This is a genomic window from Pseudomonas sp. H11T01 (assembly GCF_048515765.1).
Lineage (GTDB): Bacteria > Pseudomonadota > Gammaproteobacteria > Pseudomonadales > Pseudomonadaceae > Aquipseudomonas.
Map to the genome: position 1 here is coordinate 89,264 of NZ_JBLYED010000018.1, position 13,561 is coordinate 102,824.

Annotated in this window: 13 protein-coding genes; 11 read left to right on the top strand and 2 right to left on the bottom strand. The window is 58.1% G+C overall.

The features are described 5' to 3' along the window. Positions 1–80: 80 nt before the first annotated feature. Positions 81–3,227 carry a ribonuclease E gene (gene rne / locus ACN1C3_RS22770; protein ID WP_419118003.1) on the bottom strand — a complete coding sequence of 1,049 codons (3,147 nt, stop codon included), beginning with the start codon at positions 3,225–3,227 and terminating at the stop codon, positions 81–83. A gap of 715 nt (positions 3,228–3,942) precedes the next feature. Here rne and rluC point away from each other — a divergent pair. From rluC to ACN1C3_RS22785, 3 genes are read left to right on the top strand one after another with little or no spacing between them, the layout of a single operon-like run. Next, positions 3,943–4,899, top strand: coding sequence for a 23S rRNA pseudouridine(955/2504/2580) synthase RluC (gene rluC / locus ACN1C3_RS22775; RefSeq protein ID WP_419118004.1), 957 nt, complete (start codon positions 3,943–3,945; stop codon positions 4,897–4,899). Next, entirely contained in the window at positions 4,889–5,551 is a 663-nt protein-coding gene (locus tag ACN1C3_RS22780; protein ID WP_419118005.1) for an HAD-IA family hydrolase, read from the top strand. The genes rluC and ACN1C3_RS22780 overlap by 11 nt, the downstream gene beginning before the upstream one ends. Before the next feature lie 21 nt (positions 5,552–5,572). Continuing rightward, positions 5,573–6,562, top strand: coding sequence for a S49 family peptidase (locus ACN1C3_RS22785; RefSeq protein ID WP_419118006.1), 990 nt, complete (start codon positions 5,573–5,575; stop codon positions 6,560–6,562). A gap of 151 nt (positions 6,563–6,713) precedes the next feature. Here the strand turns inward: ACN1C3_RS22785 and ACN1C3_RS22790 are convergent, their stop codons facing one another. After that, a complete protein-coding gene (locus ACN1C3_RS22790) occupies positions 6,714–7,292 on the bottom strand; it encodes a Maf family protein (RefSeq protein ID WP_419118007.1) in 579 nt (192 codons plus the stop codon). A gap of 105 nt (positions 7,293–7,397) precedes the next feature. Between ACN1C3_RS22790 and ACN1C3_RS22795 the strand changes: the two genes are divergently transcribed. The 8 genes from ACN1C3_RS22795 (at position 7,398) to pabC (ending at position 13,558) form a co-directional block, all read left to right on the top strand. Further along, a complete protein-coding gene (locus ACN1C3_RS22795; protein WP_008152342.1) occupies positions 7,398–7,925 on the top strand; it encodes a YceD family protein in 528 nt (175 codons plus the stop codon). Positions 7,926–7,938: 13 nt separating this feature from the next. Further along, the gene (gene rpmF / locus ACN1C3_RS22800; RefSeq protein ID WP_003179396.1) at positions 7,939–8,121 is read left to right on the top strand and encodes a 50S ribosomal protein L32; all 183 of its coding nucleotides are present in this window, start codon (positions 7,939–7,941) and stop codon (positions 8,119–8,121) included. A gap of 3 nt (positions 8,122–8,124) precedes the next feature. Next, entirely contained in the window at positions 8,125–9,135 is a 1,011-nt protein-coding gene (gene plsX, locus ACN1C3_RS22805; RefSeq protein WP_419118008.1) for a phosphate acyltransferase PlsX, read from the top strand. Positions 9,136–9,260: 125 nt separating this feature from the next. Further along, positions 9,261–10,199, top strand: a complete 939-nt coding sequence (gene fabD / locus ACN1C3_RS22810) for an ACP S-malonyltransferase (protein WP_419118009.1) — start codon at positions 9,261–9,263, stop codon at positions 10,197–10,199. A 16-nt stretch (positions 10,200–10,215) separates the two neighbouring features. Continuing rightward, positions 10,216–10,959, top strand: coding sequence for a 3-oxoacyl-ACP reductase FabG (fabG, locus tag ACN1C3_RS22815; protein ID WP_419118010.1), 744 nt, complete (start codon positions 10,216–10,218; stop codon positions 10,957–10,959). A gap of 192 nt (positions 10,960–11,151) precedes the next feature. Beyond that, positions 11,152–11,388: an acyl carrier protein gene (acpP, locus tag ACN1C3_RS22820; protein ID WP_004371293.1), complete on the top strand. Its 237-nt coding sequence runs from the start codon at positions 11,152–11,154 to the stop codon at positions 11,386–11,388. Between the two features lie 110 nt (positions 11,389–11,498). Then, positions 11,499–12,743 carry a beta-ketoacyl-ACP synthase II gene (fabF, locus tag ACN1C3_RS22825; RefSeq protein WP_419118011.1) on the top strand — a complete coding sequence of 415 codons (1,245 nt, stop codon included), beginning with the start codon at positions 11,499–11,501 and terminating at the stop codon, positions 12,741–12,743. Beyond that, a complete protein-coding gene (gene pabC / locus ACN1C3_RS22830; RefSeq protein WP_419118012.1) occupies positions 12,743–13,558 on the top strand; it encodes an aminodeoxychorismate lyase in 816 nt (271 codons plus the stop codon). The genes fabF and pabC overlap by 1 nt, the downstream gene beginning before the upstream one ends. Positions 13,559–13,561 lie beyond the last annotated feature (3 nt).

A 13,561-nucleotide genomic window follows, 5' to 3' on the forward strand; every position in this document is an offset into this window, starting at 1 on the left:
GACGGGCACTTGCTCGATGCAATGAACCAAAAAAAGCCCCGCCTGCTTTAGCAGGCGGGGCTTTTTAACAGCCGCTGGAATCAGGCGAGGGGTTTAGGCTCGTGCTCTTCTTCCAGGACTTTAGGGTTTTTCTCTACCACTTCTTTGACGGAACGCAGGTTTTCGTCGATGGTCGGGGCAGTTTCAACGACTGCTTGCTCAGGAGCGCTTTCAACGATTGGAGCAGGTGCTGCTTGCTCAACCACTTCAACCACAACCGGGGCTGCAGTCGCGGCCAGTTCGGCTTCTTTCTGCAGGCGCTCGGCTTCACGCTTGCGACGACGCACTTCACGCGGATCGTTCGGCGCACGACCACTTGCGGTCAGGGCGCTGGCTGGTGCGGCTTCGACAACCGGCTCTGCCACTTCGACAACCACTGGCGCTTCAACCGAAGCAGTAACCACTGGCTCGGCGCTAACCACTTCAGCGACTGGCGCAGGAGCTTCAACGACTACCGATTCAGCGATGCGATCGAACGCGGTTGGAGCGTCGTAAGTAGGCTCAAAGGCTTTTTCAGCCATCGGAGCTTCGAACGCAGGCTCTGCGGCGACGACTGGCTGTTCAGCTTCAACGGCTTGCTCGGCAATGGCTTCAAGTACTTCAGGAACCGGAGCAACTTCAACGGCAGGAGCGACAGGCGCTTCAACCGGAGTAGTCGCTTCAACCACTGGCGCTTCAGCCGAAGCCGTTTCCAGAGTAGCGGCAGTAGCGCGTTCTGCTTGCTGATTAGCCTGAGCTTCAGCAGGAGCGCTGATCACAGCGCTGGCAACAGCTGCGGTAACGGCCAGGCCGGCAGCCAAGTCCGCGCTGCTCCCTTCGCTGGAGGCGTCATCACCCGATTCGGAATCATCCGAACCTTCGATCACATTGCCGTTGGCGTCACGTTGACGCTCACGACGGTTGCTGCGACGACGCTGACCGCGGGAGCGGCGGCGTGGACGATCGCCTTCGGCGTTGTCCTGGCCGTCATCCTGCAGTTGCTCTTCGTTTGGCAGCAGTTCTTCTTCGCTAACGGCAGCGACAGCCTGTTCGGTGCGTGGTTGACGCTCTTCACGCGGTGGGCGCGGCTGACGCTCTTCACGTGGCGCACGGGCCGGGCGCTCTTCGCCAGCAGCAACTGGAACGGCATCCAGAGGCTCGCGCAGTTCGCGAACCGGGCGATCTTCACGAGCTTCGCGCGGTTTGCGATCTTCACGTGGAGCACGTGGGGCGCGTTCTTCACGCGGAGCACGCGGTGCGCGTTCTTCGCGAGCGGCTACGGCCGGTACTTCTTCACGGACTTCGCGGGGGGCGCGTTCTTCACGAGGAGCGCGCTCTTCGCGAGGTGCACGCTCTTCGCGCGGCTTGCGCTCTTCATCACGGCGACCGTTACGGTTGCGGCTCTGCTGACGACCGGTACGGCGCTCTTCGTTGCGCGGCTGGCGTTCGGTGGCTGGTGTTTCAACCACAGCCGGTGCGGCAGGCTCTTCTTTAGTAGCGAACAGGCTGATCAGCGACTTCACCAGACCTTTGAACAGGCTTGGCTCGGCAACGTGGGCGACGGGAGCTGCAACAGGCGCTGCAACTTCAACCGGAACCGGAGCATTGGCGCGTGCGGGAGCAGTTTTCACTGCGGCTTCCTGACGAACCAGGGTGCGGGTCGCGGCGGCCGGTTGAACTTCTTCTACTTCAGCAGTGGCGGCAGCGATTTCGTAGCTGGACAGATTAACGTGAGCTTCCGGGCTGTCATCACGCAGACGCTGAACTTCGAAGTGCGGGGTTTCGAGGTGATCGTTCGGCAGAATGACGATGCGCGCGCGAGTGCGCAGTTCGATCTTGGTGATCGAGTTGCGTTTTTCATTGAGCAGGAACGCAGCGACCGGAATCGGCACTTGGGCACGAACTTCGGCGGTGCGGTCTTTCAGGGCTTCTTCTTCGATCAGGCGCAGGATCGCCAGCGACAGCGATTCAACGTCACGGATGATGCCGGTGCCGTCGCAGCGTGGGCAGACGATGCCGCTGCTTTCGCCGAGAGATGGACGCAGACGCTGACGGGACATTTCCAGCAGGCCGAAGCGCGAGATGCGACCGACTTGCACGCGAGCGCGGTCGGCTTCCAGGCATTCGCGGACTTTCTCTTCCACGGCGCGCTGGTTCTTGGCTGGGGTCATGTCGATGAAGTCGATGACGATCAGGCCGCCGATGTCACGCAGGCGCAACTGACGGGCGATTTCTTCGGCTGCTTCGAGGTTGGTCTGCAGAGCGGTTTCTTCGATGTCGCTGCCTTTGGTGGCGCGCGCCGAGTTGATGTCGATGGACACCAGGGCTTCGGTCGGATCGATGACGATGGAGCCGCCGGAAGGCAGTTCAACGACACGCTGGAAGGCGGTCTCGATCTGGCTTTCGATCTGGAAACGGTTGAACAGCGGAACGCTGTCTTCGTACAGCTTGATCTTGCTGGCGTACTGCGGCATCACCTGGCGAATGAAGGTCAGGGCTTCGTCCTGGGCTTCGACGCTGTCGATCAGCACTTCGCCGATGTCCTGGCGCAGGTAGTCGCGGATGGCGCGGATGATCACGTTGCTTTCCTGATAGATCAGGAAAGGAGCGGAACGGTCCAGCGAGGCTTCTTTGATGGCGGTCCACAGTTGCAGCAGGTAGTCGAGGTCCCACTGCATTTCTTCGCTGCTGCGGCCAAGACCGGCAGTGCGCACGATCAGACCCATGTCGGCTGGAGCAACCAGACCGTTCAGGGCTTCACGCAGTTCGTTGCGCTCTTCACCTTCGATGCGACGGGAGATACCGCCAGCACGCGGGTTGTTCGGCATCAGAACCAGATAACGACCGGCCAGGCTGATGAAGGTGGTCAGGGCTGCGCCCTTGTTGCCACGTTCTTCTTTTTCGACCTGAACGATGACTTCCTGGCCTTCGCTCAGGACGTCCTTGATGTTGACGCGGCCTTCAGGGGCTTTCTTGAAGTATTCGCGGGAGATTTCTTTGAGGGGCAGGAAGCCGTGGCGCTCAGAGCCGAAATCGACAAAGGCAGCCTCAAGGCTTGGTTCGATGCGAGTAATCCGGCCTTTATAGATGTTGGCCTTTTTCTGCTCGCGTGCACCGGATTCAATGTCCAGGTCGTAGAGGCGCTGGCCATCTACCAGTGCAACACGCAACTCTTCGGGTTGGGTTGCGTTAATCAGCATTCTTTTCATGTAGTACCGTCGGTTTCCGGGCTGCCGGAAACGGCGTTCGGCACACACGACTTCTCTAGGTCGGTGTCAGGTGCGTCAGGAGTGGTTGGCCACTCCAGTGTCTAGCGAGGTTCGACCTTGGGGCCGGAGTCGCGACGTACGCGTCCTGCTTGCTGTGGTGCTTAAGCACCTCTTAAGCAAAAGCTCTGGTCAGGAGGAGGAATCAACCGGCGACTGTGGACGAGATGAAGCGTCTAAATATAAGCCTAGTGCTACACAGTCCGACGGTTGTGCATCTCCACCCTACACGTATCCCTGATAATTCGGGTGCTGCCGCGCGCAGAATCCGCAGCGGGTTGGCATTTACCGTGAGCTCCGAAAGGGGAGGTCACGCATCATGGCTAATTTAGGCGGTGTTTCCGAAGCCTTCGCTCAGGCTCATTCGAGATCGACTGCACTTTGTGAACTGGCCGTGAATATCGGCGTAAAAGGGAGTAATCACTCTGCTTTTTGCGCTCGCTTCAGGCCTCATGTCACCTGCGCTCGTTACAACCGCGAACCTTCCATAATTGTAGCGAAAGCCCCGTAGGACGGCCTCGCGTCCTGATGAATTGCGTTGGTCAGGGCCGGTCGACGACCGTTTGTCCGCTGTCCAGGCCGCTTTTGGCGGCGTTCGCGACTATAGCAGCAATCATTAAGTGCTTCAAATCCATAAAAAATTGTTATCATTCGCGGCATGACGACTACTGCCCCCCCGACCCCCAGCGTCCAGCTGCTTGAGGTCTCGCCGGAATATGCCGGCCAACGTATCGATAACTTCCTTCTTGCTCGGCTCAAAGGTGTGCCCAAGACGTTGATTTACCGCATTTTGCGTAAAGGCGAAGTGCGCGTGAACAAAGGTCGGATCAAACCCGAGTACAAGCTGCAGGCGGGCGATATTGTCCGTGTGCCGCCTGTACGCGTGCCTGAGCGCGATGAACCGGTGCCTCTGGCTCAGGGTTTGTTGCAGCGCCTTGAGGCGTCGATTGTCTTTGAAGACAAGGCGCTGATCGTGATCAACAAGCCAGCCGGTATTGCCGTACATGGCGGTAGCGGTCTGAACTACGGGGTGATCGAAGCCTTCCGTCAGTTGCGGCCCGATGCCAAAGAGCTGGAGCTTGTCCATCGCCTGGATCGGGACACCTCCGGCCTGCTGATGATCGCCAAAAAACGCAGCATGTTGCGTCACCTGCACACCGCATTGCGTGGCGACGGCGTTGATAAACGCTACATGGCGCTGGTTCGCGGTAACTGGGCGGCGTCGATCAAGCAGGTTCGTGCGCCGCTGCTCAAGAGCAACCTGCGCTCCGGCGAGCGCATGGTCGAAGTCAATGAAGAGGGCAAGGAGGCTCTGACGGTCTTCAAGGTGCTGCGCCGCTTCGGTGAATTCGCCACGATGGTCGAGGCCAAGCCTGTTACCGGGCGCACGCATCAGATCCGCGTGCACACCTTACATGCCGGGCACTGCATCGCTGGGGACACCAAGTACGGCGATGAAGACTTCAGCAAAGAGATTCGCGAGTTGGGTGGCAAGCGCCTGTTCCTCCACGCCTACATGCTGACCGTGCCGTTGCCTGATGGTGGCGAGCTCAAGCTGCAAGCGCCGGTGGATGAGATGTGGGCCAAGACCGTGGAGCGTCTGAGTGCTAGCTGATTACAAGCTGCTGATCTTCGATTGGGACGGCACCTTGGCCGACTCCATTGGTCGGATTGTCGAGGCGATGCAGGTGGCGGCCGAGCGATCAGATTTGCTGCCGCGAGACGATTTTGCCGTCAAGGGTATTATCGGTCTGGGTTTGCCAGAGGCGATTCGCACTTTGTACCCGGAGATCGGCGATGCTGAGCTAGTGGCGTTCCGTCAGCACTACGCTGACCATTACATTGCGCTGGAGGCGGAGCCTTCACCGCTATTCGCCGGCGTGGTTGAGTCTCTCGAGGCTTTTCGTTCCGAGGGTTATCGCTTGGCCGTGGCCACCGGCAAGGCCCGTCGTGGGCTGGATCGGGTGCTGAAGTCCCATGGCTGGGAAGATTATTTCGATATCACCCGCGCCGCGGATGAAACTGCAAGTAAACCGCATCCGTTGATGCTGGAGCAGATTCTCGCTCATTGCGAAGTCCGGCCCGAGCAGGCGTTGATGGTGGGGGATTCTTCGTTCGATCTGTTGATGGCGCGCAATGCCGGGATGGATTCAGTTGCTGTGAGCTATGGCGCTCAGTCGATGGATGCTTTGCGTGAGTTCGCGCCGCGTCTGGCTATTGATCATTTTTCTGAGTTGCACGCCTGGCTGAGCCGGCGGACCAATTAAGTTTTTGCTGGGGTAAATGGCATGACCGATGAGTGGAAAGCGCCGAACAAAGCGAGCGCTGACGGCGGTGACGATAAAAGCTGGAAGCTTTTGGAGAAGACCCTTCTGGCAAGCGTGCAAGAGCAGCGGCGGTCGCGGCGTTGGGGGATTTTCTTCAAGCTGCTGACCTTTGTTTATCTGTTTGCAGCGTTGGTGTTGTTTACGCCGCTGATGGACATGGAAAAAAGCGCGACACGCGGTCCTGGCTACACGGCACTGATTGATGTGAACGGCATGATTGCCGACAAAGAGCCTGCCAGTGCTGACAATATTGTTGGCGGCTTGCGGGCTGCTTTCGAAGACTCGAAGGTCAAGGGCGTGGTGCTGCGGATCAATAGTCCGGGTGGTACTCCAGTGCAGGCGGGTTATGTCTATGACGAGATTCGTCGTTTGCGCGGTCTGCATCCGGATATCAAGGTTTATGCGGTGATTTCGGATCTGGGGGCCTCTGGAGCCTATTACATCGCCAGCGCTGCGGATCAGATCTATGCCGACAAGGCCAGTCTGGTCGGCTCCATTGGCGTGACGGCTGCAGGCTACGGCTTTGTCGGCACCATGGAGAAGCTTGGTGTCGAGCGTCGGACCTACACCTCTGGCGAACACAAGTCGTTCCTCGATCCGTTCCAGCCGCAAAAGCCGGAAGAAACCCAGTTCTGGCAGGGTGTGCTGGATACGACCCATCGTCAGTTCATTGCCAGCGTCAAACAGGGGCGTGGCGACCGGCTCAAGGACAAAGAGCATCCTGAGCTGTTCTCTGGTCTGGTTTGGTCGGGTGAGCAAGCACTGGAGCTGGGCTTGATCGATGGGCTGGGTAGTGCGAGTTCAGTGGCTCGGGATGTGATCGGCGAGAAAGAGCTGGTCGACTTCACGATTCAAGAGTCGACATTCGATCGCTTCTCGAAAAAGCTCGGGGCCGGTGTTGCCGAGCAACTGGCAATGTGGATGGGCTTTCAAGGGCCGACATTGCGCTGATCTTCTCTTCGCACAAAAGAACCGGCCTTCGTGGCCGGTTTTTTTAAGATCAAAATAACGTCCGAACGCGGCCCGAACCGCCGGCGGCTCCTGCGGTGGGCGATCATGCATGTCTTTGTAGGAGTTGCCGAAGGCTGCGATCTTTTGATGTTTAGGGGATTTGCACGCCCTCAGCCAACAGCATGTCCACCAGGCGAATCAGCGGCAGGCCGACCAGGCTGGTGGCGTCCGGGCCTTCGGTGCTTTGAAACAGGCTCACCCCCAAGCCTTCGGCTTTGAAGCTGCCAGCGCAATCGTAGGGCTGTTCGGCGCGCAGGTAGCGTTCGATGCGCGCCTGATCAAGCGAGCGCATGTGCACGGTGAAAGGGATGCAATCGATCTGGCAGTGGCCTGTCGAGCTGTTGAGCAGCGCCAGGCCGGTCAGGAAGGTCACGCTGGCGCCGCTGGCGGCAAGCAGTTGCTCGCGGGCCTTTTCGAAGGTGTGGGGTTTGCCGATAATCCGGCCGTCGAGCACGGCAACCTGATCGGAGCCGATGATCAGGTGCGCAGGGTGGCTGCTGACCAAGGCTTGAGCTTTCTCTTTGGCCAGGCGTTTGACCAGGTCGGCGGCAAGCTCTCCAGGGCGGTGACTTTCGTCGATATCCGGTGAGCTGCAGGTAAATGCAAGCTGCAAGCGGGCCAGTAATTCACGGCGATAGACCGAGCTTGAAGCAAGTAATAATGGCAGCATGCGGTTCTCCTGAAGATGGCCGCGAATTCTAGCGAGGCTTCCAAGTGACGGACAGGGCTGAATTTCCTTTGACATGGCCGGGGGCATCCCTATAATGCTGCGCCTATGTTGAATGACCCGATTCCACCTCACGTTGACCCGCGCAAATTGGCTGATCGTGGCACCACCCTTCAAGGTGAAATGCTGCTGGCCGATTTGGAGAGACTCTGCGACCCGCTTTCCGATACTGTCGGTACGGTGCAGGCTAAATTTGTTTTTGAACGAGATGAGCGTAAATCTGTGGTTATCCACAGCTTTATCGACACCGAAGTCAAAATGGTTTGCCAGCGTTGTCTTGAGCTGGTCACCCTGCCGATCCACAGCGAATGCAGTTATGCTGTGGTGAAAGAGGGTGCGAATACCCAGTCGTTGCCGAAAGGTTATGACGTGCTGGAACTGGGCGAAGATCCTTTGGATCTGCAGTCACTGATCGAGGAGGAGCTTTTGCTCGCCTTGCCCATTGTGCCTGCTCATCATCCGGAAGAATGCCAGCAGCCGGCGGGTCTCGATGAGCCCGAACCGAGCGAGGACGAGGTAACGCGGTCCAACCCGTTCAGTGTATTGGCGCAGTTAAAGCGTGACCCAAACGTTTAGGAGTTAATCAATTATGGCTGTTCAGCAGAACAAAAAATCCCGCTCTGCCCGTGACATGCGTCGTTCGCACGACGCTCTCGAGGCTAGCACCCTGTCTGTAGAAAAAACCACCGGTGAAGTTCACCTGCGTCACCACGTATCGCCAGAAGGCGTATACCGTGGCCGTAAAGTGATCGACAAGGGCGCTGACGAGTAATCCTTGTCCGCTCAAGTCATCGCGATTGACGCAATGGGCGGGGACTTCGGTCCCCGCAGCATTGTTCAGGCCAGCCTTGCTTGTCTGTCTGCTACCCCCTCGTTGCACCTGGCCCTCGTTGGTCAATCCTCCCTTTTAGAAGAATTGATTGCCAGCCAGCCGGCTGTGGATCGCGCACGCCTGAATATCGTGCCGGCCGCAGAAGTGATTGCCATGGATGAAAAACCATCGCAAGCCCTGCGCGGTAAGCCGAACTCTTCAATGCGTGTGGCGCTAGAATTGCTGCGCGATGGCAAGGTTCAGGCATGCGTCAGCGCCGGCAATACCGGTGCGCTGATGGCGTTGTCTCGTTATGTGCTGAAAACCCTGCCGGGTATTGATCGGCCGGCGATGGTTGCGGCCATCCCGACCCAGCGCGGCTATTGCCAGTTGCTCGACTTGGGCGCGAACGTTGATTGCAGTGCCGAGCATCTTCTGCAATTTGCTGTCATGGGGTCGGTGGCGGCTGAAACGCTGGGTATTGTTCGGCCGCGGGTGGCGTTGCTGAATATCGGCACTGAAGACATCAAGGGTAATCAGCAGGTCAAGCTGGCAGCCACTCTGCTGCAAAATGCCCGTGGTTTGAACTATATCGGCTTTGTCGAGGGTGATGGGTTGTACCGTGGTGAGGCTGACGTCGTGGTGTGCGATGGGTTCGTCGGCAATATCCTGCTCAAATCCAGCGAGGGTCTGGCGACCATGATTGCGGCGCGGATCGAGGCGTTGTTCAGGCAAAGTCTGGCATCGCGAATGGTCGGGGCCCTGGCGCTGCCATTGATGCGCCGCTTGCAGGCTGATCTGGCGCCTGCGCGACACAACGGTGCTAGTTTTCTCGGATTGCAGGGGATCGTCGTGAAAAGCCATGGCTCGGCCGGGGTGCAGGGGTTCCAAAGTGCGATTCAGCGGGCCTTGATCGAGATCCAGGAAAACCTGCCGGAACGCTTGCATGGTCGTCTCGAAGATTTGTTGCTTTAGGCGTTTTCGTTCGACAATGCTTAAATGTGACCGCTCAATTCAATCAGTCATCCAACTGTCAGTTTCTTGTGTCCCTAATAAGGGACGTCAATTCTCCGACGACAAGATCATTAGGGGCTTGTTACATGTCTGCATCCCTCGCATTCGTCTTTCCAGGGCAGGGCTCGCAGTCCCTCGGCATGTTGGCCGAGTTGGGCGCGCAATACCCGTTGATCCTGGAAACATTCAAAGAAGCTTCCGATGCCCTGGGTTATGACCTGTGGGCATTGACCCAGCAAGGGCCGGAAGAGCAACTCAATCAAACCGATAAAACCCAGCCGGCCATTCTTACTGCGTCCGTCGCATTGTGGCGTCTGTGGTTGGCTGAAGGCGGTGCGCGCCCGGCTTATGTCGCAGGTCACAGTCTGGGCGAATACAGCGCTCTGGTGGCTGCGGGCAGTCTGAGCCTGGGTGATGCCGTGAAGTTGGTAGAGCGTCGTGGTCAGTTGATGCAAGAGGCTGTACCGGCCGGGCAGGGCGGCATGGCCGCGATTCTCGGTCTGGAAGATGCCGATGTGCTGGCGGCCTGCGCAGAAGGTGCGCAAGGTGAAGTGGTCAGTGCGGTCAACTTCAACTCGCCGGGTCAAGTAGTGATCGCGGGTGCCAAGGCTGCAGTCGAGCGCGCTATCGAAGGTTGCAAGGCGCGTGGCGCCAAGCGAGCGATGCCGTTGCCGGTCAGCGTGCCATCCCACTGCGAGTTGATGCGTCCTGCTGCTGAGCGTTTCGCCGAGTCGATCGCTGCGATCGACTGGCAGGCCCCGCAAATTCCGTTGGTGCAGAATGTCAGCGCCAGTGTTGCAATGGATCTTGAGACCCTCAAGCGTGATCTGCTCGAGCAGCTCTACAAGCCAGTGCGTTGGGTCGAGTCTGTCCAGTGCCTGGCAGCCAATGGCGCCACCCAGCTGGTCGAATGCGGCCCTGGCAAAGTGCTGGCTGGCCTGAACAAGCGCTGCGCCGAAGGCGTGTCGACCTCGAACCTCAATACCCCAGATGCTTTCGCTGCCGCTCGTGCAGCGCTGGCTTGAATTAGGAGAAGCTTGCATGAGTCTGCAAGGTAAAGTTGCACTGGTTACCGGTGCCAGTCGTGGTATTGGTCAAGCCATCGCTCTTGAGTTGGGTCGTCAGGGTGCCGTAGTCATCGGCACTGCAACTTCCGCTTCGGGCGCTGAGCGTATCGCTGCGACCCTGAAAGAAAACGGTATTCAAGGCACTGGCCTGGAACTCAATGTCACCAGCGACGAGTCCGTCGCTGCTGTGCTGGCGAGCATTCAGGCGCAGTTCGGTGCGCCGGCGATTTTGGTCAATAATGCTGGCATCACCCGCGATAACCTGATGATGCGCATGAAAGACGACGAATGGCATGATGTCGTCGATACCAATTTGAACAGTCTGTTCCGCCTGTCCAAGGGTGTTCTGCGTGGCATGACCAAGGCTCGTTGGGGTCGAATTATCAGTATTGGTTCGGTTGTGGGTGCCATGGGCAACGCAGGCCAAGTAAACTACGCAGCCGCCAAGGCAGGTCTGGAAGGTTTCAGTCGTGCTCTGGCGCGTGAAGTCGGCTCGCGGTCGATTACGGTAAACTCGGTGGCTCCAGGGTTCATTGATACTGATATGACCCGCGAATTGCCTGAGGCACAGCGTGAAGCCTTGCTGACGCAAATTCCGCTGGGCCGTCTGGGACAAGCTCAAGAGATCGCGCATGTGGTCGCTTTTTTGGCTTCGGACGGTGCGGCATACGTTACTGGGGCTACAATCCCGGTGAACGGCGGGATGTACATGAGTTAAATGTGACGGATTGCTTCAAAAAAATGTCATACGAGCTGTCTAAAATCCGTTATAAAGCTGCAATCTATTTATAGGCAGATGGTCGGTAGGGTTCGAGGAGTGAAGCTTTCAGTTGAAAAACTGAAAAGCCTTTCTATACACTTACCCACTGGCCAGCTGCCTGAATTTGTCCATTAGGAGTGAAAACAAGGTATGAGCACCATCGAAGAGCGCGTCAAGAAAATCGTTGCTGAGCAACTGGGCGTTAAAGAAGAAGAAGTGACCAACAGCGCTTCCTTCGTTGAAGACCTGGGTGCCGACTCCCTTGACACCGTTGAGCTGGTGATGGCTCTGGAAGAGGAATTCGAGACCGAAATCCCTGACGAAGAAGCTGAAAAGATCACTACCGTTCAAGCTGCTATCGACTACGTTACTAGCCACCAGGCTTAATAGTTTGTAGTCGTCGCTTGCTGTCATGGAAAAACCGCACTGCCATCATGGCGTGCGGTTTTTTCTTTAGGCCTGATACAAAGTGTCGTCATTAGAAAAAGGAGAGTGCTGTGTCGCGTAGACGCGTCGTAGTCACCGGTATGGGTATGTTGTCGCCATTGGGCGCGGATGTGCCAAGCAGCTGGCAGGGTATTCTGGCTGGCCGCAGTGGCATTGGTCTGATCGAACACACCGACCTTTCTGCCTATTCCACCCGTTTTGGCGGCTCGGTAAAAGGCTTCAATGTTGAGGAATATCTGTCGGTCAAAGAGGCTCGCAAACTTGACCTGTTCATTCAGTACGGTCTGGCAGCGGGGTTTCAGGCGGTCCGAAACTCCGGTCTGGAAGTCACCGACGCCAACCGTGAACGCATCGGCGTTGCCATCGGTTCGGGTATTGGCGGCCTGACCAATATCGAAGAAACCAGCCGCACGCTGCACGAGCAAGGCCCTCGGCGGATTTCGCCGTTCTTCGTGCCAGGCTCGATCATCAATATGATTTCCGGCTTCCTGTCCATCCATCTGGGTACCCAGGGGCCTAACTACGCCATTTCGACTGCTTGTACCACGGGTACGCACTGCATCGGCATGGCGGCACGCAACATTGCTTACGGCGAGGCCGATGTGATGATTGCCGGCGGCGCCGAGATGGCCGCTTGCGGCCTCGGTATGGGCGGCTTCGGTGCCGCCCGTGCGCTGTCGACGCGCAACGATGAGCCGACCCGCGCCAGCCGTCCATGGGACAAGGGCCGTGACGGTTTTGTACTCTCCGACGGTGCCGGTGCCTTGGTGCTCGAAGAACTGGAGCACGCTAAAGCTCGCGGTGCGACCATTTATGCCGAGTTGATCGGCTTTGGCATGAGCGGCGACGCTTATCACATGACGTCGCCACCCGCCGATGGCGCGGGCGCAGCGCGCTGCATTACCAACGCTATGCGTGATGCCAAACTGAACGTCGATCAAGTGCAATACGTCAATGCCCACGGCACATCGACCTCGGCCGGTGACCTCGCGGAAGCCCAGGCGATCAAGACTGTCTTTGGTGAGCACGCCTACAAGATGGCGGTCAGTTCAACCAAGTCCATGACAGGGCATTTACTGGGCGCGGCCGGTGCCGTCGAGGCGATCTTCAGTGTGCTGGCGATCAACGGCCAAGTCGCTCCACCGACCATCAACCTGGATGAGCCGGATGAAGGCTGCGACCTTGATTTCGTGCCGCATACCGCGCGTGACATGGATATCGATGTGGTGCTGTCCAACTCGTTCGGGTTTGGTGGTACCAACGGTTCTCTGGTGTTCCGTCGGTTCGCCGGTTAATGCAAAGCTGGGTCGACGGTCAGCCGGCTGACGCTCTGTCGCTAAAAGATCGCGGCCTGGCGTACGGCGATGGTCTGTTCGAGACTATCGCCGTCAAGGCTGGTCAGCCATTGCTGCTGGATCGGCATCTGCAGCGTTTGGCCGAAGGTTGTTCGCGTCTGGCTATCGCTGTGGATCAATCATTGATGCGCAGCGAGCTGCAGGCTTATGCGGCGGCCATGGGCGAGGGCGTGCTCAAACTGATCCTCACCCGTGGCGACAGCCTGCGCGGCTATGCTGCCGATCCGGCTGCTCAGGCCCGCCGGATTCTGCAAGGCAATCCGCCAGCTGCTTACCCGTCTGCCCATGGTCAGCAAGGTGTTCGCCTTTTCCCCTGTGTCACGCGACTTTGCGAGCAGCCCTTGCTTGCGGGGCTCAAGCACTTGAATCGTCTGGAACAGGTTATTGCCCGCTCCGAGTGGCAGGATACCGAGCATGCCGAAGGCTTGATGCTGGACCTCTCCGGGCGTGTGATCGAAGGGGTGTTCAGTAATCTGTTTCTGGTGCGTGAGGGTGTCTTGCTGACGGCTGATTTAAGTCGCTGCGGCGTTGCCGGCGTGATGCGAGCCGAATTATTGTTTCAAGCCAAGTCGCTGGGAATCCCCACAGAAATAGCCGAGATCAGTCTCGACCAGCTGCAACAGGCCGACGAAGTCTTCGTCTGCAACAGCGTGTACGGCGTCTGGCCGGTACGCGCTTATGCTGCGCTGAGCTGGCCGGTTGGTCCGCTCACCCGTAAACTGCAAGGCATTGCCCGCGCGCTACTGGATGCTTGATTT

Excerpts from the sequence above, each read along its gene's own strand:
- rne (WP_419118003.1), bottom strand. The coding sequence starts at position 3,227 with ATGAAAAGAATGCTGATTAACGCAACCCAACCCGAAGAGTTGCGTGTT.
- rluC (WP_419118004.1), top strand. The coding sequence starts at position 3,943 with ATGACGACTACTGCCCCCCCGACCCCCAGCGTCCAGCTGCTTGAGGTC.
- ACN1C3_RS22785 (WP_419118006.1), top strand. The coding sequence starts at position 5,573 with ATGACCGATGAGTGGAAAGCGCCGAACAAAGCGAGCGCTGACGGCGGT.
- ACN1C3_RS22790 (WP_419118007.1), bottom strand. The coding sequence starts at position 7,292 with ATGCTGCCATTATTACTTGCTTCAAGCTCGGTCTATCGCCGTGAATTA.
- ACN1C3_RS22795 (WP_008152342.1), top strand. The coding sequence starts at position 7,398 with ATGTTGAATGACCCGATTCCACCTCACGTTGACCCGCGCAAATTGGCT.
- rpmF (WP_003179396.1), top strand. The coding sequence starts at position 7,939 with ATGGCTGTTCAGCAGAACAAAAAATCCCGCTCTGCCCGTGACATGCGT.
- fabD (WP_419118009.1), top strand. The coding sequence starts at position 9,261 with ATGTCTGCATCCCTCGCATTCGTCTTTCCAGGGCAGGGCTCGCAGTCC.
- fabG (WP_419118010.1), top strand. The coding sequence starts at position 10,216 with ATGAGTCTGCAAGGTAAAGTTGCACTGGTTACCGGTGCCAGTCGTGGT.
- acpP (WP_004371293.1), top strand. The coding sequence starts at position 11,152 with ATGAGCACCATCGAAGAGCGCGTCAAGAAAATCGTTGCTGAGCAACTG.
- pabC (WP_419118012.1), top strand. The coding sequence starts at position 12,743 with ATGCAAAGCTGGGTCGACGGTCAGCCGGCTGACGCTCTGTCGCTAAAA.